We start from the raw sequence: 23,147 nt of genomic DNA, 5'->3' as shown, positions 1-23,147 counted from the left end.
TTTCCAACTACCGACTGAAGGCGAGCCGGTACGGGGAGTGCGGAAGGGGCGGCAAGGCGATGGAATCCCAGTTGGGCGACGGCGGGTCCGTGGACCTGGACGACACACCGTTGGAGGCGATGACTCCCGAACCGCTGCTCACCCGGGACTACGAGACACGCCCCTCACTGGTGTACGAGCGGCTGAGGCAACGCCACGGCCCGGTCGCGCCGGTCGATCTCCTGGGCGTACCCGCCTGGTTGGTCCTCGGCTACCGGGAGGCACTCGATGTGCTCCAGGACGACGACGGATGGCCGAAGGGCCTGGAGAACTGGCGGGCCCGTTCGGAGGGACGCGTGCCGGCCGACTGGCCGCTCGGGCCGTCCCTGGAGGTCAACCACGTTCTGATCCAGGGCGGTCCCGGATACCCGCAGTTGCGTGCGGCGTGGGACACGGCTCTCCGGCCCTTCCAGGATCCGCGCCATCCCCAGGCGAAGAAGCTCAAGACGGCTGTCACCGCCTACGCCGACGAACTGATCACCCTGGTGGGACAGGCCGGCGGAACGGGTCTCGCGGACCTGTCCGCCCAGTTCTCCCGGCCCCTCCCGCTGATGGTGGCAAGTCACCTGCTCGGCTTCCCCGGTTCACAGGGCGACGACGCACTGATGGACATGTGGCGGGTGCTCGACGCCGGTCCGGACGCGGAGCCCGCCCTGGAACGCCTGTTGGCGACGCTGGCCGAACTGGCGGCGATGAAGCTGAAGACACCGGGGGACGACTTTCCCTCGCACCTGCTCGCCGCACACCCGGACCTCTCGCTCGACGAACTGGCCCGTGAGCTGTTCATGCTGCTGGGCATGACGTCCGACCACGTCGGCATCCTCATCTCCAACACGGTGGTCGAGGTCCTCTCGGGAGACGGCGGCGCGCGTGCCAGCCTGTCCGCCGGCATGGTCAGGGAGACCATGAACCGGGTGGTCATGCGGAAGCCGCCGCTGGTGAACTTCGTGCCGCGCTTCGCCACCAAGGACACCCCGCTCGGGAACTACACGATCCGTGCGGGCGATCCGGTCTGGGTCTCGTCCGCGGCGGCGCACGCCGACCCGCTCTTCGCCGACAGCGCGGCGAAGAGCACCACCGTCAGCACCCGGGCGCACCTGTCCTGGGGCGCGGGCCGCCGCCAGTGCCCGGCGCGCGAACTCGCCTCCACGGTCGCGGCGGTCGGCGTGAGCCGCCTGTTCGAGCGGTTCTCCCGTCTCGACCTCGCACTCCCCGTCGACCAACTCCCTTGGCGCTCCTCGCCCTTCATGAGGGGCCTGCGCTCGCTGCCCGTCCGGTACGAACTCGCCTCGGTGCCCGAGCAGCCGCCGGCGCACGACCCGGCAGCGGAACCCGCCGAGACGACGCTGCCGGATCCGTCCGCCCGACAGCGCTCATCACTGTGGCGCTATCTGACGAGTCTGATCCGCGCCGGCCGCTGACGCCGGAACACGCGTGACGGCCTCACCTCAGCTCCCGCACCGCCCGCCCCATTCTGTCCAGCGCGTGGCGCAGGGTGGCGGGTGACGCGGCGAAGTTGAGGCGTACGCATCCCGCGCCGCCGGTGCCGAAGACGTGACCGGAACTGAGGGCGACGCGGGCTTCGTCGAGGAACATCCGCGCCGGTCCGGCGAGGTCGGCCACGACGCCCGGGCCGTTGGCCCGGTGTTCGTCGTGCAGTCCCAGCCGTGTGCAGTCCAGCCAGGCCAAGTAGGTGCCCTGGGGCGGCAGATACCGGATGCCGGGGAGGTGTTCCTCGACGAGCTGCCCCAACAGGGTTCGGTTCGCGTCGAGTCCGCCCAGCAGCTCGTCGAGCCAGTCCCCGCCTTCCCGAAGTGCTGCCGTGTGGGCGAGGATCCCCAGGTGGCTGGGGCCGTGACCGACTTCCTCCGGCATCCGGCGAAGGTCGGCGGCAGCCTCCTCGCCCGCGACGGCCAGGGCGGCTTTGAGCCCGGCGAGGTTCCATGCCTTGGAAGCGGACATCAGGGCGAAGCCGTTCTCGGACCCCGGCACACTGAGGAAGGGCGTGAACGTGGCGCCCGGCAGTACGAGCGGGGCGTGGATCTCGTCGGAGACCACGCGGACACCGTGCCGGCGGGCGAGTGCCGCGACGGCTTCGAGTTCCTGGCGGGTGTGCATGACACCGGTCGGGTTGTGCGGGTTGCACAGCAGAAACGCCGGACATCGGCCGTGCCGCCGCGCCCGTACGAAGGCGTCCTCCAGGGCACCGAGGTCGATACGCAGGTCGGGGCCCAGGGGGGCCTCGACCACCTCGCGGGCGTCATGGCCGACGAAGGCGTAGAACGGCGGGTAGACGGGCGAGCACACGACGACGGCTTCGCCGGGGTCGGTGATGAGACGGAGGACCTCGACGATGCCCATCATGACGTCGGGCACGATGGCCGTGTTCGCGACGCGAAGGCCGTCCCACCGCCAGCGGTCGGCGGCGAAGGCGGCCAGGGCCTCGGCGTAGGCGGTTCCGTACGGGTATCCGGTGTCGCCGAGGCCGATGGCCCTGTGCAGCGCGTCGGTGACGCAGGGAGCCAGCGGAACGTCCATCTCCGCCACCCACAGGGGCAGTACGTCCTCGGGATGGGCGCGCCACTTCATACTGGTACGCCTTCGCAACTGCTGCAGGGACACCTGCACGAGAGGATCGGTCCGCCTGGTTTCTGCGTCCTCGGACACTGCCTTCTTGGTGGTTTCGGTCACGCGATCCTCCAACGTCCGGGCGATGCGGGCCTGTAGATGATGGCCGCCGCGTGCCGGCGGCTTCGATCGGCCGGCAGTCTCTGGGCGGACAGAAGGATGATGCGGCCGGCTCGGCACTTCGGGACCCCTCCCAACGCCGTACACATAGCCTCCGGCGCATGTCCCCGAACCTCGAAGGACACCGTGTCAGCCCCGTGGCGATCGTGCTCGCGATGCTGTTCGCGCTGGTCGGCTGTTCCTCGTCCACTCCCTCGTCCTCGAAGTCGTCGTCGCCCAGGCCGTCTCCGAGTCCGTCCGATCTCGCGCAGGCACTGTCGAGGTACGCGATGTCCTCGTGCGCCCTGCTCGACGATCAGGAACTCGCAGCCTACGGAATCACACAGCCTCCTCGCGAGATCGACCTGTCCGAGGGGCCTGCCCTGTCGTGCTACTGGCTGGTTTCAACGGGCATCCAGTTGGGCTGGATTCCGTATCCCCGCGAAGAGGCGCGGAAGAGCAAGGCGAACGAGCCAGGAGCGGAAGTGGTCGAGGTGGCCGGCTATTCCACGATGCAGACCGCCGACAAGAAATCCTGCTACCAGAACATCGGGATCAGTTCCGACGACTCCTACAACTCCTTCAGCATCCTCGTGGTGCGACACGAATCGGATGCTCCCAAGGACCTCTGCGGGATCGCCACCTCGTTCGGCAAGCTGGTCATCTCCAAGCTCCGGCAGTACGACGGGACCGCCTGAGCACGTTGAGACCGTGCCGCTAGGGTTCGGCCATGAAAGCAGCCGTGCACAACCGGTACGGTCCGCCCGGCGTGATCCGGGTCGCAGAGGTGGACAAGCCGTCGATCGGGGACCACGACGTTCTGGTGAGGGTGCACGCGACGACGGTCAACCGGACGGACTGTGCCTACCGGGCGGCCAGTCCCTTCTTCGTACGCCTGCTCACCGGCCTTGTCCGGCCCCGGCGTACGGTGCTCGGGACCGAGTACGCGGGAGTGGTGGAAGCGGTCGGCAGCGGTGTCACGTCCTTCAAGGCCGGCGACCGGGTGTTCGGCTACAACGAGGGCGCGTTCGGAACCCATGCCGAATACCTGTCGGTTCCGCACGACGGTGCCATCGCGGCCATGCCGAGCGGGGTGACCTTCGAGGAGGCCGCTCCCGGTACCGAGGGCTCCCACTACGCGCTGGCGTTCGTCAACAAGGCGGGCATCCGGCCCGGGCAGGACGTCCTCGTCCACGGCGCGACCGGCGCCATCGGCTCGGCGGCCGTGCAACTCCTGAAACATCGGGGGGCCACTGTGACCGCGGTGTGTGACGGGGCGCACATGGAGCTGGTGAAGGGCCTGGGAGCGGACCGGGTCGTCGACCACACCGCCCAGGACTTCACCAGGGACGAGCAACGATATGACGCGGTGTTCGATGCCGTCGGCAAGAGCACGTTCGGCCGCTGCAGGCTGCTGTTGAAACCCGGCGGGGTATACCTGTCGTCGGACCTGGGCCCCTGGTGTCAGAATCTTCTCCTGCCACTCGTCACCCCTCTGTTCCGCGGCAGGAAAGTCAAGTTCCCCTTTCCGAAGCAGAACCAAGAGATGGCGCGGTATTTCCGGGACCTGATGGAGTCGGGAGAATTCAGCCCCGTCATCGACCGACGCTATTCCCTGGAGCAGATCGTCGACGCCTATCGGTATGTCGAGACGGGGCAGAAGATCGGCAATGTCGTCATCATTGTCGTACCGCCGACTTGACCGACCGTCAGGAGTGCTGCTGTGCGATCCGATGAGACACCATCCGCGCCCGGCGGCCTCGGCTGGAACCGTGAGACAGCGACCCTGGCGCTGCTTTCCTTCGCCATGCTGATCGTTTCCCTCGACCAGTACATCGTGGTCGTGGCACTCCCCGACATCGCACGCGACCTCGGCTACTCCGCACAGACACTCCAGTCGGTCATCAGCGCCTACGCCGTGGCCTCGGCCGGCTTCCTCCTGTTCGGCGGGCGCGCAGCCGACCTGCTCGGACGACGCCGGATCCTGGCCACCGGCCTCGCTCTCTACGCCGGGGCGGCGCTCGTCGGGGGATTCGCGACCGGCCCCGGCACCCTCCTCGCCGCCCGCGCGGTCCAAGGCCTCGGCGGAGCCCTCGTCTTCCCCACCACCCTGGCGCTCATCAACACCACCTTCGCCGAAGGCCCCGCCCGCAACCGCGCACTGGGCATCTGGGGAGGGTCGGGCGCGGCGGGACTGGTCATCGGTGTGCTGCTCGGCGGCCTTCTCACCCGGGTGTTCGGCTGGGAAGCGGTCTTCTTCGTCAACGTCGCCCTGGCCGGCCCCGCGCTGCTGCTCGCCTTCGTCCTGATCCCCCGGGACGGTCCACGCGAACAAGGCCGCGCCTTCGACCTGCCCGGTGCGCTCAGCGTCACCCTCGGCATCACCCTCATCGTGTTCGCCCTCGTACAAGGCCCCGGGCTGGGCTGGCTCTCCCCGGGCATCCTCATCGGCTCAGCGGTGGGCCTGTTGCTGATCGGCGCTTTCGTTCTCGTCGAGCGGCGCAGCGACGATCCGCTCATGCCACCCGGGCTGTTCTCCCATCCTCATCTGGTCACCGGCGTAGTCATCGCCTTCATGTTCATGGCGACCTTCGGCTCCGTGCTCTACTTCCTGTCCCTCTACTTCCAGGAGATCCTGGGTTACGACGCTCTGCAGACCGGCGCCGGCTTCCTCATCCCCACGGCCGTGGTCGTGGCCGGTTCGACCACCGCGGGCCAGTTGGTGACGCGGTTCGGGCTCAGGCTCACGCTGTCGGCGGCCCTCGCCGTCGGCGCACTCGGCGCGGTCGCACTGGGTCTGGCGATCTCGCCGGACGGCACCTACCTCGAACTCGTCCCCGGTCTCGTGGCCCTCGGCATCGGTGACGGGGTGGTCTTCACCGGCATGTTCATCGCCGCGGCCACCGGCATCCCAGACCGACAGCAGGGCATCGCCTCCGGTATCGCTTCCACCGGCTCGGGTGCGGGCGCGGCCGTCGGCCTCGCCGTCCTCGTCCTGGTGGCGACCCACGACCTCGACGGTCTCTCCGGCGAACAGCTTCGAGTCGCCACCGCCGACGGGATCCGCACCACGCTCTTCGTCGTGGCGGGCGGGATCGCGCTGACCTTGCTCGTCGCCCTGCGCAGATGCCCGACACCGGCCGAACCACGACCCGCTCCGGTGCCGTACCAGACCCGCCGCTGCTGACGGAGTCCAGTGACGGAGAGTGTCATGCCTGGACGGTGGGGCGAACGTTGATCTCGCCGATCTCGACGTCGGCGGGCTGCTCGACGGCGAACGCCACCGCGCGGGCGACCGCCTCCGGAGGGATGCCCATCGCGTCCATGTTCTTGCGCGTCTGCTCGCGGATGTGCGGGTCCACCATGGAGTCGGCGAGATCGGTACGGATGTATCCCGGCGAGATGGCTGTCGTGCGCACCACCCCGTCGGTGGACTCCGTGCGCAGCCCTTCGTGGACGGTGCGCACCGCGTTCTTGGTCGCGGAGTAGACAGCCATCGAGGGAGACACGCCGGACAGGCCGGCCACGGAGACGATGCTCACCAGGTGGCCGGACCCCTGCTCGCGGAAGGCGGGCAGCGCGGCGGCGATGCCGTTGAGCGTGCCCCGAAGGTTGACATCGATCATCGCCGACCAGCCTTCGGTGTCGAGGTCGGCGAGCGGGCTGATCGGGGCGATGCCGGCGTTGTTCACCAGTACGTCGATACGGCCGTACTGGTCGATGGTTGTGGAGACCAGGCGCCGCAGGTCCTCGGCCTCGGTGACGTCGACGACGCACGTGGCGGCGCGGCCGCCCTGATCGCGGATGTCCTGGGCTATGGCGTCGATGCGCTCGCTGCGGCGCGCCGACAGGACGACCGCGGCGCCGCGTTGGGCGAGCAGCCGGGCCGTGGCTTCGCCGATGCCGCCACTCGCTCCGGTGATGGCGACGATCTTTTCGTGAAGAGAGAGCACTACTGCCTCCTAGTAAAGTGGACACGTGTCCGGTGCGTGGTTCAGCCTACCGGACACGTGTCCACTTGTCGGAGGCTGAATATCAGGAGCGGCCCATGAGTACGCCGGCACGCCGTCCGGACGCGGAGCGGAACCGGACCCGCATCGTGGAGGCCGCCCGCGCGGCCCTCGCCGAGTCCCACCACGTCCACCTCAACGAGATCGCCAAGCGCGCCGGCGTGGGACAGGGAACGCTCTACCGGAACTTCCCCAACCGTGAAGCGCTCCTGGCCGAGGTCTACCGGCGCGACGTCGAAGAACTCGTGACTGCCTCCACCGCTCTGCTGGCGGACCATGAGCCCGTGGAAGCCCTGCGTCGCTGGCTCGACCGAGTGATCGACTACGCCGAGATCAAGCACGGCGTTCTGGCGGCCCTGGAGCCTGCGGCGTGGCAGGACCTTGTCGCCCACAGCCAGAACCCCATCGAGGGCGCCCTCGGCCGCCTGCTGGACGCCGGGAAAGCGACCGGTTCCATCCGCACGGACGTGGACGCACCCGGGGTCATCCTGCTCATCGCCTACCTCGGCCGGCTGGACCGCGACGAATGGGAATCAGCGGCACGACCTCTGATGAACGTCATCCTCGAAGGCCTTCGCCTGCAGGACGCGGATCAGTGAGGACGGAAGAGCAGAGCACGGACCGGGGAGGGCGGAGAAACAGGACACGGACCGGGGAGGGCGGAGCAACGGAACGAGGGCCGGTGAGCCACTGGACCGCGGGGGGCTCAGGTCTCACACCCGCACGGCAGACCCGCGTTCGCTCATCTGCGGTGCGCACAGCACCCGCTTCTTCCGCACGCGCTTGCCCTCGATCGCCGCGACCGTCAGCCGTGCAGCCTCCGCCGCGATCTGGGTCAGCCCCCAGTCCACAGTGGTCAGCGGTGGGGTGAGCACCCGCGACACCGGATGGTTGTCGAAGCCGACCACGGAGACATCCCGGCCCACCTCCAGCGAGGCGTCCGCCGCGGCCGCGTACACCCCGTACGCCAGTGAGTCCGAGAAACAGAACACGGCGGTCGCGGGGCGGGCCCCGTCCAGGACGCCGCGCGCCACGGCTGTCGCCTCGCCCAACTCCTGCGGGCAGGGGACCAGTTCGGCTTGGAGGCCGAGGCGGTTGGCCGCCTCGCGGACATAGACGTCGGCGGGCCGGTCCGGTGTGCTCGGGCGGGTCGGGGTCAGAACGGTCACCCGGCGGTGGCCGAGGCCGTGCAGATACTCAAGTACGGCGTCGATACCGGCCCGGTTGTCGAAGATGACCTGTCCGGCCGTACGGGCCCGGCTCAGCGAGTCGCCGACGGCGACCACCGGGAGTGAGTCGGCGATCGCGGCCCAGCCCTTCGCGGAGGGGTTCACGGGGGACACCAGCAGCGCGTCGACCCGCTGGTCGCGAAGCTGCTTGGCGAGGGCCAGTTCACGGTCGGGGTCACCACCCGCGTCGAGGATCAGCGCGTAGCGGTCGCCGGCCAGCAGCTCCCGGCCGATGGCCGCCATCAGCTGCTGCTGCCAGAGGTCCTGGAGGTCGCCCGCGAGGACGCCGACCATGCTGGTGCGGCCGCTGACCAGTGCGCGGGCGATGGGGTCGGCCTCGTAACCGAGTTCGGCCGCAGCCTGGCGCACCCGTTCCTCCGTCTCCTTGGAGACGTGTTTGCCGCGCAGGGCGTAGGAGACGGCGGCGGTGGAGAGGCCCGTGGCCTCGGCCACCTCCCGGAGGGTGGTGCGCTTGTTGGGCCTGGCCATGCCCGGAAGCCTACCGGGACGAGTCCGCAGTGTGGGCACACGGCCCGCCGAGTGCCGCCGTGGTCCCGTCCGTACTCGGGCGCCGCTCCTGAGCGCGACCCCCGTCCCAGCCGCCTGCATGCTTGACAGAGCCGCTTGTTAATCGCTTAAGTTAACCGTATAAGTGAAACGCTTAACCTAGGTTGACCGCCCCTCTTCATCCTTGCCAGCCCGAGGACCGCCGCGTGCCCACCGACGTCCACCAGCACATCTGGCCACCCGACTTCATCGAGTTGCTGCGCTCCCGCACCACACCGCCGCACCTCGACGGCTGGACCCTGCACGCGGACAGCGAACCGCCCTACGAGGTCGACCCGGCCGACCACGACATCACGGCCCGTACGCGTCTTGCCGCCGCCGACGGTCTCGGCCTCGCCCTGGTGTCCCTGTCCAGCCCTCTCGGCATCGAGTACCTGCCGCCCGCCGAGGCCGGCCCGCTGCTGGCGGCGTTCCACGACGGCGCCCTCGCGCTGCCGGCCCCCTTCGGAGTCTGGGCTTCTCCCTGTCTGTCGGCGCCGGACCCCGAAGCCGTCGAACGTGAACTCCGGCGCGGCTGCGCGGGCCTTCAACTGCCCGCCACAGCCCTGCTCGACGCGGCCGGGTGGGCCAGGAGCGCCCCCTTCCTCGACGTCCTCACCCGCCACGGCAAACCCCTCTTCATCCACCCGGGCGCGGTCCGGCCCACCGCCGACGCCCCGCCTTGGTGGCCCGCCCTGGTTCCGTACGTGCACCAGATGCACGCGTCCTGGTTCGCCTTCCGCGCCTTCGGCCGTGCCCGCCACCCCCGCCTGCGCGTCTGCTTCGCCGCGCTCGCGGGCCTGGCCCCACTGCACGGCGAACGGCTCGCGATCCGCGGCGGCGGGCGGGGCCAGGTCGACTTCGACGCGTTCTACGAGACCTCCTCCTACGGAACTCGCGCCGTGGACGCGGTAGTTCGTGCCGTCGGCATCGACGTGGTCGTCGGTGGCAGCGACCGCCCGTACGCACCCCCGGTCATCCCCGACCTCGGCGCGGCCGCCGCCGTCCACGCCCTGCGCACCACCAACCCCGCCCGCCTCCTGCACGGCCGCACCTGAGCCGTGTCCCCGTGGCGGACCCGACCCGAAGGGAGCCACTCATGACGTACGAGTCCCTGCCCGACCGCACCCTCGACAAGCGCGAACTCCAAGCCCTCGTCGACGACCTCGCCGCCCGCCCAGACCTCTGGCGCGAACAGGTTGCCTTCTCCGACGAACAGCGGCACTACGCGTCCTTGTACCGAGACGAATACGTCGACGTCTGGCTACTCTGCTGGACCCGGCAGAACGACACCGGCTGGCACGACCACGACATCTCCTCCGGCGCCGTCGGCATCGTCCAGGGCGCGCTCCACGAGTCCAACCCACGCATCGGCGGCAGCCACCTGTCCGTCACCGTCGGCACCGGCGAGTCCTTCTGCTTCGGCCCCGAGCACATCCACCGGCTCACCGGAGCCACCGACGACGCGGTCTCGATCCATGCCTACTCGCCACCGCTGTGGCGCCTGGGCCAGTACGACATCACCGAGGACGGCCTGATGCGCCGCCTCTCCGTCTCGTACGCGGACGAACTGCGCCCCCTGGACACCCCGGCGGCCTGAGGCGGACTGGCCCGACCGATCGTCCCTCAGCTCTGACCTCGATCGAGAGGAGCGCTGACGGCGAAATCCTCATCGAGCTTCGCGACCACGGCAGCGGCGATGGACGGGGTCTGACTCGTAGCCCACGCCTCAACTGCACCGAGGAATCCGACAAGCCGATCCTGAACCGAGCCGAGAATTTGCGGCAGTTGAGCCAGAGGAAGCTCGATGGGAAGACCCTCCGGACGATCCCCATCGGGCCACAGCCGGGCGACCGCCCCGGCATGCTCGATGCGCGGCGTGGGGTCGTGGCCGAGCCACGGCTCGTCGCCGTTCATCAGATCAAGCCAGTCCCGCCAGTTCTCCAGCCCGGAACAGCACCCGGGCACCGCTGTGACCCCGGTGACTGTGTCCCGAATCCGCAGGCCGCCGGGAGCAACGACGCACTCGGTCGCCACCAGACGTCCGACCTGCTCCAGGCTGTCCTTGGGCGCGCGTGGTCGGCGTTCGCGCTGCCCCTTGTTGTAGCTCGTCAGAACCGCCATGGCGGTGCCGAGTTCGCGTGACGACAGTTCGCCGGACAGGACCAGGAGCCGATCCGGAGGCGAGTCGGCAACGGGCCACAGGGCGAAGTCGGCGGCCACGTATGTCTCCAGTACGGCATCCACGATGAGCACGCCCCCAGTGTCCCCCGTCGGGATACGGAGACCACAGTCGGATCTCCTGTCCACGACTGGTCCTCGGCTGCGACCACGGGGCATGTCAGTGGCAGGGGCGATGCTGTCCCTGTGACGACCCATGATGAGCACCCGAGCGCCGGGCCGGCCGAGAACGGTGGCCTGCCTGATCCGCGTTCCGTGATCGAGGACACCGACTGGGCCGCGCTGGACCATGCCTACGGGCCGGCGCACGACACGCCGCTTCGCCTGTGTCAGCTCCTGGACGAGGATCCGGAGGTCCAGGCCGGTGCGTTGGGAACGCTGGACATGTCCGTCCTGCACCAGGAGTCCTTGTACAGTGCGACGCCGCCGGCCGCGCTGTACGTGGCAGCGATTCTGGACGACCCCCGCACCCTGGCCCAGCACGAGAACTACTTTCCCTGGGACGACCGTCCTCGGCCGTTGCGGGCCGCCCTGCTGGAATGGCTGGGCCAGATCGCGGACTCGGCCGCCTACGGTGAGACGACCGGTGCGGACGACGGCAACGCCCCGGGAGTGTCCGACGCCGTCCGGGCCGTCCGCGGCACGCTCCACACCGCCGTCTCCGCACACTTGTCGGCCCCGGACCCCACCGTCCGAGCGGCCGCCCTCGCCGCCGCGTCCGCACTCCTCCAGGCGCCCGAGCTGGCCGGGCGCATCACCGGAACCGCCCGGCACCTTCGCCGGCTGCTCACCGAGAGCACCGACCGGCGTGAACGCGCCGCCACCGTGCTGACCATCGGTTCCTGGGGCGAGGACACCACCGGCTGGCTCGCCGACCCCGACCCCGCCGTCCGCGCCTGCGCGGCCCTGGCACCCGGCTGTATCGGCAACGGCCGGGCGACGCAGGTGATCCTCCATGCCCTGCTCGAACCCGCCGCCGTCGACGCCTGGTTCCGGGAACCCACAACCGCCGACCCATGGGTCGAGGACCCACTCCCGCAGATCGACGGACGCCTGCGGTACGCCCTGCTGTCCGCGGCAGTCGAACGCGCCAACGACTTCGACGAACTGCTCCCGGTCGCCATGGCCTCCGTGCCGTTCTGCAGCAACCTCACTGTCGCCGACGACTGGGGCCCGCTGCTCGCCGCGGCATTCCCGACCGGCTACAGCCAGGATGCCGACCTCATGCCGGCCCAGCACCGCTATCTCGGTGCGCTCGCCGACCGGGATGTGTGCTGGCGATACACCCACATCATCGCGTCCTGGCTGCGGGACGTCGGCCTTCCCACGGACCGGGATGCCATCGAGGTGCTGCTGGGGCGGGCCCGCTGAACGGTGCCACGCCCAGAGCGTTCGGCGTCAAGGGCTCCGGAAGCGCTCGACGCCCTGATGAGTGCCCGACTGTGCTCGTAGGGAGCAGCCTGGTGATCGGGACCGCGGCGGCGCCGACCTTGCTCTGTCCGGCGGCGCGGGCTAACGTACAACCTAATGGTTGTACGTCAGGATTCCACCGATCGAGCCGATCGCATCTTTCATGCCTTGGCCGATGCGACGCGGCGCGAGATCGTGGCTCTCACCCTGACCGGTGAGCACTCGGTCTCGGACCTCGCCCGGCGGTTCCCGATGAGTTTCGCGGCCGTGCAGAAGCATGTGGCGGTCCTGGAACAGGCTGGGCTGGTCACCAAGGAGCGGCAGGGCCGGGAGCAGCGAGTGCGCGGCAACGCGGACTCCCTGCGGGAGGCTCATCGGCTGCTGGACCAGCTGGCAGATGTGTGGCGTGGACGGATCGACCGGATCGGCACGATCCTTGCCGATCCCGATCCCGATCCCGATCCCGATCCTCACCCCCGAGACGGCAAGGAGCACTCTCATGACCGTGATCGACGTTCAGAAGAACCCTGAGGCCCTGGCGCTGACGATCACCGCGCGGTTCGACGCGTCACCGGCGCGGGTGTGGCAGGTCTGGCAGGACCCTCGTCAGCTGGAGCGGTGGTGGGGGCCGCCGACCTACCCCGCGACCGTTGTCGACCATGACCTGAGCCCCGGTGGCGCGGTCACGTACTTCATGACCGGGCCGGAAGGTGACAAGCACTACGGATGGTGGCGTGTCCTGACTGTCGACAGCCCGAACCGGCTGGAGTTCGAGGACGGCTTCGCCGACGACGCCGGCCGGCCCAACCCGGACATGCCGACCATGACCGTCCGTGTGCGGCTCACCGCGGACGGCGAGTCAGCCACCCTGATGACGGTCGAGAGCACGTTCCCCACTTCCGAGGCGATGGAACAGCTCGTCTCCATGGGTATGGCCGAGGGCATGTCCGCGGCCATGGGCCAGATCGACGTCCTGCTGGCCGATCCCACAACCTGATGGCGGAGTGAGTCACTGTTCGGTCGGCACGCAGAGCACCGGGACGCTCGACAGGTGAAGCAGCTTGTGGGGAGTCGAGCCCAGCAGCGCCCCGCGCATCGGGCTCTCTCCCCAGCTGCCCACCACGATGAACCTCGCCCCGTGGCGTGACGCGGCGTCGATCAGCGCCTGGGCCGGCTTCTGGTCGATGATTTCGACGGTCGTCCGTACGTCGGCCTCGTCGGCCACCCGGACGGCGTGGTCGAGTGCCACGCGTCCGGCCTCGCGGACGGCCTCGCGGTGAGCCCCGTACTCCTCACCCAGGGTTCCCGGAGCCGCGGCGCCGTAGACCAGCACGAGCGGCTCGTCGAACGCGGCGGACACCTCGATCGCGACGCGCAGTGCGCGTGCCGCGCCCGGCGACTCGTCGTATCCGAGGACAACCGACATCTCAGGACTCCTTGCCGTGGACGAGATCGGCGTCGGCCACACCAGGGCGTTCCGACCAGAAGACCGGCGACATCAGCCGCCGTACGACCATGAGCACCAGACCCACGAGGGCGATCCCGATGCCGATGACGAGCGGGGGACCGAGCCCGAACCACGAGACACCGCTGTAGGAGTTCTCGGGGTCGGCCATGTCCGAGACCGATTCCACCAGCAGCCACGCCAACAGCCCGGCACCGACCAGCGGTCCCAGGCCGATGAGTACGAAGTAGCGCACGCTCTCGGTCAGATGGCGGCGGTAGTAGACCGCACAGGCGACACCCGTGAGCGCGTAGTAGAACGCGATCAGCAACGACAGCGCGGTGAGCGAGTCGAAGAGGGCGTTGGTGCTGATCTGGTTGACGACGACGTACCAGACGATGGCGATGCCGGCGACCCACCAGGTACTGACGTCGGGCGTACGGAACCGTGGGTGGATGTGTGCGAAGTGCTCGGGCAGCGCGTGACGGCGCGCCATGGACAGCGCCGTGCGCGACGCCGGGATGATCGTCGTCTGTGTCGATGCCAGCGCGGACGTCGACACCGCCAGCAGCACGACCCAGTCCCAGCCGCCCATCACCTCGGTTGCCAGCAGGGCGAAGATGAACTCCTCCTCGTCGGCGTTCTCGGCGAGGAAGGTCGTGCCGGCGTAGGCCACGACCGCGAAGCCGACCGACAGGTAGGTCACCAGCAGTACGACCGTCGACCAGACGCCCGCCTTGCCGGGAGCGGTGGCGGAGTCCTCGACCTCCTCGGTGAGATTGACCGCCGATTCCCAGCCCCAGTAAATGAACACCCCCAGCAGCAGGGCTCCGGTCAGTGACGCGCCGCCGGCCCCGAACGGATCCAGCCACTCGAAGGAGGGGTTGATGGAGTCGAAGGTGCTGGTGCCCGCGTAGACCCGGTAGAGCGCCACCACGACGAAGGCGATCAGACAGGCGACCTGCGCCAGGATGAGGACGTTCTGCACCTTGGCCGACACCTCGGTGCCTACGACGCACACGGCTGTCATCACGAGGATGAGCAGCACCGCGAGCAACTGGCGTACGAAGTCGTTGTCGACCCAGCTGTCGAGGCCGAACGCGAGCAGCGCGAAGCTGACGGCTACGTCCGCAAGCGACCCGACCACCAGAACTCCGGTCATCGCGATGGCCCATCCACCGAGCCAGCCGGCCCACGGCCCCATGGCCCGGGTGACCCACGAGAAGGTCGTGCCACAGTCCTGGTCGACCTTGTTGAGGTAGTAGAACGCCGATGCGATCAACAGCATCGGCACGAACGACGCGACCATCACCCCCGGGGCGTAGATGCCCACCAGCGCCACGATCGGACCGATGACCGCCGCCAACGAGTACGCCGGGGAGGTGGAGTTGAGACCGATGACGAGCGCGTCGACGAAGCCGATCGCGTTGGCCTTCAATCCGACAGGTGGGGGCGCGTCCGCAGTGTCGTTGGCCATGTTCCCTCGCTCCGGTTGTGCGTGAATCCATACAACAGGGCGTTGTGGAACTTTTTACGCCATTGAGGGCCTCTTGGATACGCATGTCACCTGAGTAGGCGTCCGCGGGCTCCTGGGCGGCACAGACGGCAGGCGGTACGTGGAAGTCAGAGGGCGGGGCCGTCGGTCCCGTCTCCGTGTAGGGGCGTGTCCTCGCGCATGCCCCACGGTGACCCGTACTCCGTCAGCAGGTCGAGGAACGGCCGGGGCGGCAGTGCCTCGGGACCGAGCACTCCGCTGCCGTGCCAGGCTCCCGACGCGATGAGTTCGAGAGCGGCCACGGGGTTGATCGCGGTCTGCCAGACCACGGCCTGGGAGCCGTACTCCCGCATCGACCACTGGTTGTCGACGACGTGGTAGAGGTAGACCTCCCGCGGGCGGCCGTCCTTGGTGCCCTTGACCCACGTACCCGCGCACGTCTTGCCGTGCATGCGGTCCCCGAGGCCGGCCGGGTCGGGCAGGCAGGCGGCGACCACGTCCCGCGGGGAGACGGAGACCTTGCCCGTTCCGGTGCCGGTGCCGCCGTTCACGGTGACCGGGTCGGTGCGGTCCAGGCCCAGCTTGTGCAGGGTCTGGAGGACGCCGATGAACTCGTCGCCGAGACCGTACTTGAAGGTGACCCGCCGGGCTTTCAACCACCGGGGGACCAGCAGCACTTCCTCGTGCTCGACGTTGACGCACTCCACCGGCCCGATGCCCTCCGGGAAGTCGAAGACCTCCGGCTCGCTGAAGGGCGGCGTGGTGAACCAGCCCCGCTCCGCTTCGTAGACGACCGGTGGGTTGAGGCATTCCTCGATGGTCGTCCAGATACTGAAGGACGGGGCGAAGTCGTAGCCGTCCACGACCAGGTTGGCGCCGTCACGGATGCCGATCTCCTCGATCTCGTCGAAGAGGACGTCGGCGGCGTAACGGGCGAAGACGTCCGACATGCCCGGCTCCACACCCATGCCGACCAGCGCGAGCCGGTCCGCCGCCTCCCACTCGGCGGACCGTGCGAACTGCTCGTCTCCCAGTTTGACGCCGCACTCCTGGTAGGGGTGGGTCGGGTGCGGCCGGGACAGGGACATCGCCATGTCCAGGTAGTGGGCGCCATGAGTGAGGGCGGCGTCGAACAGCGGCAGTACGAAACGGGGGTCGGTGGCATTGAGCAGGACATCACAGCGGTGCTCGACGAGGGCGGCCAGCACACCGGCCGTGTCCGAGGCGTCGAGTCGCACCGCCGTGAACCTGTGCTCGTCCTCCCCGAGCGCCGCGACGGCGGACTCCGCCCGCGCCGGGTCGTAGTCGGCGACGACCATGTGCTCGTAGAAGGAACGCCGGGCCGCGATCCTCGTGATCGCGGTCCCGACGCCTCCCGCTCCGACCAAGAGAACTCGCATGGCGCAGCACTCCTTCGTCCCGCCGTCGCAGGGGGAGCCCCCTGCCTGTTCGGTGGGCCAGGACGATATCAGCCGGACCGCCCGGTGAGAGGTGACTGATCCGGAGATGTCGCGCCATGCTCGATCGACTTCGTATGCCCAGGTCAGAAGCGGAGTTCTACTGTGCTGTGTCGCTAGATCGCTGCCGCGCCGCGCGGGGTTGATCGGGGTGTGACGCTGGGCGGCGGCGCGCTGTGGGCGTGGAGTTCGATGGCCAGGGGTGCGGCGGTGAACATCGACGAGTACGTGCCCACGACGATGCCGATGAGCAGCGCGAGGGCGAAGTCGGTCAGGGAGTCTCCGCCCAGCAGGGTGAGGGCGGAGAGGATGAACACGGCTCCCATGCCCGTGTTCACCGTGCGGGGGAGCGTTTGCAGGATCGCGGTGTTGGCGAGGCGTGAGAAAGGCGTCTTCCGGTCGCCGGCCGACAGCTCCCTGATCCGGTCGAAGACGACGACGGAGTCGTTGACGGAGTATCCGATCACGGTCAGCAGCGCCGCGAGGAAGACGCCGTCGATCGGTTTGCCGAGCCAGGCGAAGACACCGATGAGGATCAGGGCGTCGTGAGCCATCGCCGCGACCGCGGATGTGCCGAAGGTCCAGCGGAAACGCACCGCGAGATACAGCAACTGGGCGGCCAGGGCAGAGGCGAGGGCGATGAGAGCTCCTCGGCGCAGTTCGTCCCCGAGGCTGGGGCCGATGAGCTCGTCGCGGATCTTCTCGGCACTGCCCGCGAGGTCACCGATCGCCCTGTCCACCTTCACCGCCTCTGCGTTGGACAGTTGATCCGTGCGTACGGAGAGGTCGCCGTCGCCGGAGGTCTGGACGACCGCGCGGGGCAGACCCGCGTCGGCCAGGGCGTCCCGGGCGCGGTCGGCGTCCACAGGGGTGGAAGTGGCGTACTCCATGAGCCGTCCGCCGGTGAACTCGACGCCGAAGTCCAGCCCCCGGAGCGCGATGCCCGAGGTGGCCAGGACGAGCGCGGCAGCGGACGCGGCCAGCCAGGTGCGTCGGCGGCCCATCAGGTCGGGATTGCGGCGGACGAGCCAGTCGCGGACCCTTCCGGTGTCCGCGATGCCGGTGAGACGGGGACGGCGTCGTACGGATCGCCGGGCGACCGCGTAGTCGGCGAGGACGCGGGTGATGACCAGGGCGCTGAGCATGGAGGCGAGAACGCCGATGCCCAGGGTGACGCCGAAGCCGCGGACGGGTCCGGAGGCGAGGAAGAAGAGCAGGCCCGCGGCGATGAGCGTGGTGATGTTCGAGTCGGCGATGGCGCTGAACGCGTTGCGGAATCCGGCGGTGAGGGCGGCGCGCAGGCCCTTGCTCTGGCGGGCCGCGTATTCCTCGCGGGCCCGCTCGAAGACGAGCACATTGGCGTCGACGGCCATACCGATGGCCAGGACGAACCCGGCGAGCCCCGGGAGGGTGAGAGTGGCGCCGAGCGCGGCGAGAGCCGAGTAGGAGATGACTCCGTAGCAGGCCAGGGCCACGGCGGCCAGGGCGCCGAGGAGCCGGTAGACGGCGATGATGAAGAGCGAGGTCAGCGCGGTGCCGATGACGGCGGCCCGGGCACTGGCCTCGATGGCGGTGGCGCCCAGGGTCGGGCCCACAGTGCGCTGTTCGACGGTCTCGACCGGCACCGGCAGGGCTCCGCCGTTGATGAGCAGGCCCAGTTCGCGTGCCTCGTCCCGGCTGAAGGAGCCGGTGATCTGGGTGGATCCGCCGGCGATGCCCGTACGGCAGGCGACGGAGGAGTTGACCTGGGGTGAGGAGATGACCTTGTCGTCCAGGACGATGGCCACGCGGCGGGCGGGATCGCCGGCGGGACGGCACGCCGCCTCGCCCGTCAGTCGGGCCCAGGCGTCGCCGCCCGCTCCCTTGAAGTCGACGCCGACGTACCAGCCGACCCCGCTCTGCTGGTCGATGCGCGCCTCGGCGCTGTCGACGTCCGCGCCGGTGAGTGCCGACGGGCCCAGGCGCACGGGCCGGCCGGATTCGTCGGGCAGGACGAGTTCCGCCGGCTTCTTGGGCAGCGGCTGACGTGAGGTTTCGCCGGTGTCCGCGGTACCGAGGACCGGATGGAAGGCGAGTTGGGCGGTACGGCCCAGGACGTTGGCGGCCTCACGCGGGTCCTGGATGCCGGGCAGTTCGACGATGATCCGGTTGTCCCCGGAACGGGCGATGGTGGGTTCGGCGACGCCGAGTGCGTCGATGCGGTGGCGCAGCACTTCCAAAGTGCGGTCGGTGGCCTCCGAGTCGGCCTTGGCTGTGGGCGAATCCCGGGTTTCCAGGACGATCTGAGTGCCGCCGCGCAGATCGAGTCCGAGGCGGACCGGCACGGTCAGCGTGATGTAGAGCGACAGGGCGAGAACGGCAAGGGCGAAGAACGCCCGCACGCGGATGGCGCGCGTCAAGGGTGCCTCCAACAGGCATACCGCAGCCGTGAGAAAGGTGCGGTGGGGATCGACTGGGTGACGTCAGATGCCGTTGGAGGGCGGCGGGCCCCGCCCGCTGTGACGCTCGGAATGCTGTGGAGGCGTGAAGGTGCCCTGCGAGAGCGGCAGTTGCTGCCCGGGCTCCGGCAGAGGGAGCACCAGGCTGGTCGGGACGGACACCCCGCCCGGAGACAGGGTGTGCCACTCGCCCGGCGTGGCCCTGCCTACGCGGGGCTGCTGACCGCAGGCGGTGGTGCACTTGTCGTCCGCGTTGCTACGAGTGTCGGCCTGGGTGGCAACACTCGTGGCCGGGGGGATCGCTGCGGCCGGTGCCGGGCTCTGGTGTGCGGCGGCTGCGACCGGCGTCGGTGCGGCGGGGGAGGCCGCGGCGGGGATGCCCTGGAGACCGAGTACGCCGAGGAGTGCGAACAGCGCCGACAGGAGCGCGCCGGTGATGGGCGTGAGGTTCCGGCTGGTGGAGGTGGCGGACGCACGTGTTTGCTGTGCCATGCGATGCCTCCTCCTCCACTGCTTCTGGTGGAACCCCCGGGCCCGGCCACGGGCAGGACCGCCACCCGTGGCGGCCCTTGAGGACAACGGATGAGGAACGCATAAGGTTCGCCGGGACCGGTACGGAGGGCGAATCCGGTCCGGGACTTCTTCAGCCGTCGTTCGTGTCGTCGTCGGGAACCCAGCGAAGTACGTCGCCGGGCTGGCAGTCGAGCGTGCGGCAGATCGCGTCGAGGGTCGTGAACCGCACCGCCTTCGCGCGGCCGTTCTTCAGTACGGCGATGTTGGCGGGCGTGATGCCGACGGCGGCGGCGAACTCGCCGACCGACAGGTTGTGTCTGGCGAGCTGGACGTCGAGGTCGACGATGATCGCCATCAGACGACCGCGGCGATCTCGGTCTGCAGATCCGTCGCCTTGCGCAAGAGGCTTCGCATGATGACGGTGAGCATCGCGAACGCCGCTCCCACGCCGACGCTGATGATCGCGGCGCCCAGAGCGCTGAGTTCCTCCATACCGTCGTCGGGAGACGGGATGTCGGCCACGAAGAGATGCCCGGCGACCCCGATCGCCAGCAGCGTCGCCACGACGGAGGATCCGATGACGATGTCGACCCACCGGAAGGCCAGCGGCGAGAAGATCGCGCCGCGTCGGACCATGGCGAGCAGCATCCACACCGCGACGAGGGCGACCTGGACACAGACGACGCCGACGATCGCCACCATCACATACGGCGTGGCGAACGGTGCGTAGGGAGGGAAACGGTCGACCTCGTCCGCCGCGGTCGTCGGAATGACTACGATCTGGCCGAAGAGACCGAACAGGATCGCTGCGGCGATGCCGGCGCGGAGCGCGGCTATGAAGAGACGATGCATGCATCGATTATCGATTGGTATCGATCGAAAAGCAATCGATTCTGTCCGGATCTGGAGACGTTGCGGGTGGAAGTCGATCTCGCGCGTCGGATTCTGACGGGAACTCACCCGGGAGGTGCGCCGTGTTGAGGGGACCTGGGTGGCGGATGTCGGGCCTGGCCGGGCTCGCCGTGACACGGCGCTCCTTCCGGCGACGGCGTCCTGCCGCACGTCCGACGCTCGATCTGCTCGAGCCGTGGGAGGAGGAGGTCGACGAGCAGGCCGCGCGCGTCCAGGTACTCACCGGGATTCGCGGGTTCCCGTACCGGCCGCGCCGAGCCGAGGACGTGCCCGGCGACGCGCTCGCGGCACTTCGCCAGGCCGTTGGGGCCAGGGGGGTCGAGGACCTGTTCGTTGTTCCGGCCCAGGCCAGGCCCGGCCGTCTCGGAGGCGGCCGTCGGCAGATTCTGACGCCTGCCAGTGTGCTCGGGTTCGGACCCGGCGGCGTGGCGATGTGGGTCGGTGCTCCCGCCCTCCCCGGAGTGCGAGTGGTTCTCCGCCCGGAGCAGGTGGCCGCGATCGAGACCGAGCACATCCTGCTGTACGCCCGCCTGACGATCCTCGCCACCGACGCGCGGCTGAACATCCATTACAACGCCGTCGCCGATCGCGAACTGCGGCCTCTGCTGCTGTCCTTGCGGCGCTGTGTCGCCGGCACCGCGCTGGACCTGCCCGCTCCTGTGCCGAACGCCGGGCTTCCGTACAAATGGCGACGGCTGCTCACCTCGGGTGCGGCGTGCCTGGACGACGACGATACGGTCGCCGCGGTCGCCGGGGCCCTGCCCGTGCCTCGGTGGGGCGAAGCCGCGTACGCAGCTGTTGTGCTCACGTCCCGCGAGCTCGTCGTCCTCGCGGACCCCGTACACGCCGAGGGGGCCGGTGGCCGCCACGGCGTGGACATCCACTGCATTCCCCGCGCGAGGATCGAGCAGGTACGCGCGGATGGCCCGCTCCTGCGAGTCCGGGTTTGCGGAGCCGATCTCCAACTGCCGTTGGGCGGGGAGCTGTCCGCCCGGGTCGTCCGGGCCTTCGCTCGGCATCTGCCCACCGTTCAGTGACTCTCGGCCGAGGCGGGCATGTCTCGGGGCGGGCGAATGGGCGAGCGTACGGCTGCTGGTGTCCAAGGCATGTCGTCGCTACCGATGAGAACGCGCCCGGCGCCCAGTCTGCACTTGAGTACGCCTGTGGACGACGACGGGAGACGAGAGTGAGCAGATGGACGAGCGGGGCGGGCCGGTGGCGTCGGCGGACGGCCCGGGTGGGGCTGGTGGGTGCGGCTCTGGCAGGGTTGGTGGCCGGGCTGGTCGTCGGAGGGCCGCCCGCCGGAGCGTCGGCGGAGGCGTCGGCCGCTGCCGGAGGACGGAAGACGTACACCGGTGAGATCGACGGGGCGGAGTACCGCGTCGAGTTGCCCGCCCGCTGGAACGGGACGCTGGTGCTCTACAGCCACGGGTACTTCCTGGCCGAGTGGGTGCCGGAGGGCGTCCAGGTGGCGAACCGGGTCGAGACCGAACAGTGGCTGATCGAGCACGGCTACGCGGTGGCGGCGTCGAAGTTCAAGAACGACGGCGTCGGCTACGGCGTCCAGGACGGGGTGACCGACCAGGTCGCCCTGCTCGACTGGTTCGAGGAGCACGTGGGCGAGCCGTGGCGGACCGTGTCCAGCGGCATGTCGCAGGGCGGTCTGATCGCGGCGCTGCTCGCCGAGCGGAACCCGAAGCGCTTCGACGGGGTGGCCGCGATGTGTGCGGAGTACGACACGCACGCGACGTGGAACTCCGGTCTCGACATCACGTTCGTGGTGAAGACCCTCCTCGCGCCCGGCGAGGACATCGAGTTGGTCCGGGCCGGCGAGGACGCCGCGGCCAGCCGGGACGCGTTGGCCGCCGCGATCGATCGTGCCCTCGAAACACCGGAGGGGCGGGCCCGGTTGGCCCTCGCCGGAGCCGTGGCGAACATCCCGGGGTGGTACGCGGCGCACGAGCCGAAGCCGAAGACGGCCGACGAACTGGTCGCCGCCCAGTCGCTGTGGACGAAATGGGCGTACAGCTATGGCATCGGCCCAGTCGGCCGGACCGAGTTGGAGGCCCGCGCGGGCGGCAACCCGTCCTGGAACACCGGCATCGACTACGCTCGGCTGCTCGCCCGGTCGAGCCGGCGGGACCTGGTCCGCGACGCGTACGCCGCCGCACCCGGAGGCGACCTGGACGCCGACCTGAAGCGCCTGGCGAAGGCGCCGAGGATCCGGCCCGACGCGAAGGCGGTGGCCTACCAGTACCGCCACGGCATCGTCCGCGGTACGACGCCGGCTCCCGTCGTCACCCTGCATTCGACCGGAGACGGCGGCGCGGTGACCGACCAGGAGCGGTGGTACGCCGACCGGATCCGACGCCACGGCAGCTCCGCCTCGCTGCGACAGCTGTGGGTCGACCGCGGTGGGCACTGCTCGTTCAGCTCCGCCGACGAGCTGGTCATGCTGCGGACGTTGCTCGACCGGATCGACGACGGGCAGTGGCCGAGCACCACACCGACACGGCTCAACGCCTCGGTGAGCGCGATGGGTCCGGCGTACCAGAAGGTGCTGGACCTCGGCACCGGCGCGGACCTGCCGTTGGATCCCGCGTACACCAGGTTCACACCGCCGAGGATGCTCCGCCCGTCGCGGTGACCTCGGAAGAACGGCTGTACAGCTCAGGAGGACCTCATCCCTGCGGGGCAGCCCTGGACGAAGTGCGTACTCTCGTCCAGGAACTGCCCCGGCACGGCA

Annotated in this window: 23 protein-coding genes; 12 read left to right on the top strand and 11 right to left on the bottom strand. The window is 69.5% G+C overall.

What is annotated here, in order from left to right:
- Positions 1-59 precede the first annotated feature (59 nt).
- Positions 60-1,460, top strand: a complete 1,401-nt coding sequence (locus OG718_RS08645; protein ID WP_143641609.1) for a cytochrome P450 — start codon at positions 60-62, stop codon at positions 1,458-1,460.
- Positions 1,461-1,482: 22 nt separating this feature from the next.
- On the opposite strand, the gene OG718_RS08640 is transcribed toward OG718_RS08645, so the two are convergent.
- The gene (locus OG718_RS08640) at positions 1,483-2,730 is read right to left on the bottom strand and encodes a MalY/PatB family protein (RefSeq protein ID WP_328843806.1); all 1,248 of its coding nucleotides are present in this window, start codon (positions 2,728-2,730) and stop codon (positions 1,483-1,485) included.
- A 158-nt stretch (positions 2,731-2,888) separates the two neighbouring features.
- Between OG718_RS08640 and OG718_RS08635 the strand changes: the two genes are divergently transcribed.
- The 3 genes from OG718_RS08635 to OG718_RS08625 are packed head-to-tail and all read left to right on the top strand — an operon-like array spanning position 2,889 to position 5,953.
- Positions 2,889-3,464 (top strand): DUF3558 family protein, encoded by a 576-nt coding sequence (locus OG718_RS08635; protein ID WP_143641611.1) that lies wholly within the window; start codon positions 2,889-2,891, stop codon positions 3,462-3,464.
- Positions 3,465-3,496: 32 nt separating this feature from the next.
- Positions 3,497-4,468 carry an NAD(P)-dependent alcohol dehydrogenase gene (locus tag OG718_RS08630; protein ID WP_328843805.1) on the top strand — a complete coding sequence of 324 codons (972 nt, stop codon included), beginning with the start codon at positions 3,497-3,499 and terminating at the stop codon, positions 4,466-4,468.
- Between the two features lie 21 nt (positions 4,469-4,489).
- Positions 4,490-5,953, top strand: coding sequence for an MFS transporter (locus OG718_RS08625; protein WP_328843804.1), 1,464 nt, complete (start codon positions 4,490-4,492; stop codon positions 5,951-5,953).
- A gap of 22 nt (positions 5,954-5,975) precedes the next feature.
- Here the strand turns inward: OG718_RS08625 and OG718_RS08620 are convergent, their stop codons facing one another.
- Positions 5,976-6,719: an SDR family oxidoreductase gene (locus OG718_RS08620; protein ID WP_328843803.1), complete on the bottom strand. Its 744-nt coding sequence runs from the start codon at positions 6,717-6,719 to the stop codon at positions 5,976-5,978.
- A 95-nt stretch (positions 6,720-6,814) separates the two neighbouring features.
- Between OG718_RS08620 and OG718_RS08615 the strand changes: the two genes are divergently transcribed.
- Complete coding sequence (locus tag OG718_RS08615) at positions 6,815-7,375, top strand: TetR/AcrR family transcriptional regulator (protein WP_328843802.1); 561 nt, start codon at positions 6,815-6,817, stop codon at positions 7,373-7,375.
- 114 nt (positions 7,376-7,489) lie between these two features.
- Here the strand turns inward: OG718_RS08615 and OG718_RS08610 are convergent, their stop codons facing one another.
- Positions 7,490-8,494: a LacI family DNA-binding transcriptional regulator gene (locus OG718_RS08610; RefSeq protein ID WP_143641614.1), complete on the bottom strand. Its 1,005-nt coding sequence runs from the start codon at positions 8,492-8,494 to the stop codon at positions 7,490-7,492.
- Between the two features lie 224 nt (positions 8,495-8,718).
- On the opposite strand from OG718_RS08610, the gene OG718_RS08605 reads away from it, so the two are divergent.
- Positions 8,719-9,609: an amidohydrolase gene (locus OG718_RS08605; RefSeq protein ID WP_143641615.1), complete on the top strand. Its 891-nt coding sequence runs from the start codon at positions 8,719-8,721 to the stop codon at positions 9,607-9,609.
- Between the two features lie 41 nt (positions 9,610-9,650).
- Positions 9,651-10,151 (top strand): cysteine dioxygenase, encoded by a 501-nt coding sequence (locus tag OG718_RS08600; RefSeq protein WP_328843801.1) that lies wholly within the window; start codon positions 9,651-9,653, stop codon positions 10,149-10,151.
- A gap of 26 nt (positions 10,152-10,177) precedes the next feature.
- On the opposite strand, the gene OG718_RS08595 is transcribed toward OG718_RS08600, so the two are convergent.
- Positions 10,178-10,807: a hypothetical protein gene (locus OG718_RS08595; RefSeq protein ID WP_143641617.1), complete on the bottom strand. Its 630-nt coding sequence runs from the start codon at positions 10,805-10,807 to the stop codon at positions 10,178-10,180.
- 111 nt (positions 10,808-10,918) lie between these two features.
- On the opposite strand from OG718_RS08595, the gene OG718_RS08590 reads away from it, so the two are divergent.
- From OG718_RS08590 to OG718_RS08580, 3 genes are all read left to right on the top strand, one after another.
- Positions 10,919-12,103: a HEAT repeat domain-containing protein gene (locus tag OG718_RS08590; RefSeq protein WP_328843800.1), complete on the top strand. Its 1,185-nt coding sequence runs from the start codon at positions 10,919-10,921 to the stop codon at positions 12,101-12,103.
- Positions 12,104-12,259: 156 nt separating this feature from the next.
- Positions 12,260-12,673 carry an ArsR/SmtB family transcription factor gene (locus OG718_RS08585; protein ID WP_328843799.1) on the top strand — a complete coding sequence of 138 codons (414 nt, stop codon included), beginning with the start codon at positions 12,260-12,262 and terminating at the stop codon, positions 12,671-12,673.
- Positions 12,642-13,139 (top strand): SRPBCC family protein, encoded by a 498-nt coding sequence (locus OG718_RS08580; RefSeq protein WP_143641620.1) that lies wholly within the window; start codon positions 12,642-12,644, stop codon positions 13,137-13,139. The genes OG718_RS08585 and OG718_RS08580 overlap by 32 nt, the downstream gene beginning before the upstream one ends.
- Before the next feature lie 12 nt (positions 13,140-13,151).
- Here the strand turns inward: OG718_RS08580 and OG718_RS08575 are convergent, their stop codons facing one another.
- The 7 genes from OG718_RS08575 to OG718_RS08545 all read right to left on the bottom strand — a co-directional run bounded on the left by OG718_RS08575 (position 13,152) and on the right by OG718_RS08545 (position 20,341).
- Positions 13,152-13,568 carry a universal stress protein gene (locus tag OG718_RS08575; RefSeq protein WP_143641621.1) on the bottom strand — a complete coding sequence of 139 codons (417 nt, stop codon included), beginning with the start codon at positions 13,566-13,568 and terminating at the stop codon, positions 13,152-13,154.
- Between the two features lies 1 nt (position 13,569).
- Positions 13,570-15,063: an APC family permease gene (locus OG718_RS08570; RefSeq protein WP_328843798.1), complete on the bottom strand. Its 1,494-nt coding sequence runs from the start codon at positions 15,061-15,063 to the stop codon at positions 13,570-13,572.
- A gap of 146 nt (positions 15,064-15,209) precedes the next feature.
- Positions 15,210-16,481: a saccharopine dehydrogenase family protein gene (locus tag OG718_RS08565; RefSeq protein WP_143641623.1), complete on the bottom strand. Its 1,272-nt coding sequence runs from the start codon at positions 16,479-16,481 to the stop codon at positions 15,210-15,212.
- A gap of 173 nt (positions 16,482-16,654) precedes the next feature.
- Positions 16,655-18,937 (bottom strand): protein translocase subunit SecD, encoded by a 2,283-nt coding sequence (gene secD, locus OG718_RS08560; RefSeq protein ID WP_328843797.1) that lies wholly within the window; start codon positions 18,935-18,937, stop codon positions 16,655-16,657.
- A 63-nt stretch (positions 18,938-19,000) separates the two neighbouring features.
- On the bottom strand, positions 19,001-19,468 hold the full coding sequence (locus tag OG718_RS08555; RefSeq protein ID WP_143641625.1) for a hypothetical protein: 468 nt from the start codon (positions 19,466-19,468) through the stop codon (positions 19,001-19,003).
- A 151-nt stretch (positions 19,469-19,619) separates the two neighbouring features.
- Positions 19,620-19,844: a helix-turn-helix domain-containing protein gene (locus OG718_RS08550; protein ID WP_143641626.1), complete on the bottom strand. Its 225-nt coding sequence runs from the start codon at positions 19,842-19,844 to the stop codon at positions 19,620-19,622.
- A complete protein-coding gene (locus OG718_RS08545) occupies positions 19,844-20,341 on the bottom strand; it encodes a DUF2975 domain-containing protein (RefSeq protein WP_328843796.1) in 498 nt (165 codons plus the stop codon). The genes OG718_RS08550 and OG718_RS08545 overlap by 1 nt, the downstream gene beginning before the upstream one ends.
- Positions 20,342-20,463: 122 nt before the next feature.
- Here OG718_RS08545 and OG718_RS08540 point away from each other — a divergent pair, with 122 nt between their 5' ends.
- Both OG718_RS08540 and OG718_RS08535 read left to right on the top strand, forming a co-directional pair.
- Entirely contained in the window at positions 20,464-21,438 is a 975-nt protein-coding gene (locus OG718_RS08540; RefSeq protein ID WP_143641627.1) for a hypothetical protein, read from the top strand.
- A gap of 149 nt (positions 21,439-21,587) precedes the next feature.
- Complete coding sequence (locus OG718_RS08535) at positions 21,588-23,048, top strand: alpha/beta hydrolase family protein (protein WP_328843795.1); 1,461 nt, start codon at positions 21,588-21,590, stop codon at positions 23,046-23,048.
- The last annotated feature ends 99 nt before the right edge of the window (positions 23,049-23,147 follow it).

The sequence above is a fragment of the Streptomyces sp. NBC_00258 genome (assembly GCF_036182465.1).
Lineage (GTDB): Bacteria > Actinomycetota > Actinomycetes > Streptomycetales > Streptomycetaceae > Streptomyces.
Note: the sequence above shows the minus strand (reverse complement) of the source record. Positions and strands in the feature narration are given on the sequence as shown.

Coding starts and splice junctions, on each gene's coding strand:
- OG718_RS08645 (WP_143641609.1), top strand. CDS start 60: ATGGAATCCCAGTTGGGCGACGGCGGGTCCGTGGACCTGGACGACACA.
- OG718_RS08635 (WP_143641611.1), top strand. CDS start 2,889: ATGTCCCCGAACCTCGAAGGACACCGTGTCAGCCCCGTGGCGATCGTG.
- OG718_RS08630 (WP_328843805.1), top strand. CDS start 3,497: ATGAAAGCAGCCGTGCACAACCGGTACGGTCCGCCCGGCGTGATCCGG.
- OG718_RS08615 (WP_328843802.1), top strand. CDS start 6,815: ATGAGTACGCCGGCACGCCGTCCGGACGCGGAGCGGAACCGGACCCGC.
- OG718_RS08610 (WP_143641614.1), bottom strand. CDS start 8,494: ATGGCCAGGCCCAACAAGCGCACCACCCTCCGGGAGGTGGCCGAGGCC.
- OG718_RS08600 (WP_328843801.1), top strand. CDS start 9,651: ATGACGTACGAGTCCCTGCCCGACCGCACCCTCGACAAGCGCGAACTC.
- OG718_RS08585 (WP_328843799.1), top strand. CDS start 12,260: ATGGTTGTACGTCAGGATTCCACCGATCGAGCCGATCGCATCTTTCAT.
- OG718_RS08580 (WP_143641620.1), top strand. CDS start 12,642: ATGACCGTGATCGACGTTCAGAAGAACCCTGAGGCCCTGGCGCTGACG.
- OG718_RS08575 (WP_143641621.1), bottom strand. CDS start 13,568: ATGTCGGTTGTCCTCGGATACGACGAGTCGCCGGGCGCGGCACGCGCA.
- OG718_RS08570 (WP_328843798.1), bottom strand. CDS start 15,063: ATGGCCAACGACACTGCGGACGCGCCCCCACCTGTCGGATTGAAGGCC.
- OG718_RS08565 (WP_143641623.1), bottom strand. CDS start 16,481: ATGCGAGTTCTCTTGGTCGGAGCGGGAGGCGTCGGGACCGCGATCACG.
- OG718_RS08555 (WP_143641625.1), bottom strand. CDS start 19,468: ATGGCACAGCAAACACGTGCGTCCGCCACCTCCACCAGCCGGAACCTC.
- OG718_RS08550 (WP_143641626.1), bottom strand. CDS start 19,844: ATGGCGATCATCGTCGACCTCGACGTCCAGCTCGCCAGACACAACCTG.
- OG718_RS08545 (WP_328843796.1), bottom strand. CDS start 20,341: ATGCATCGTCTCTTCATAGCCGCGCTCCGCGCCGGCATCGCCGCAGCG.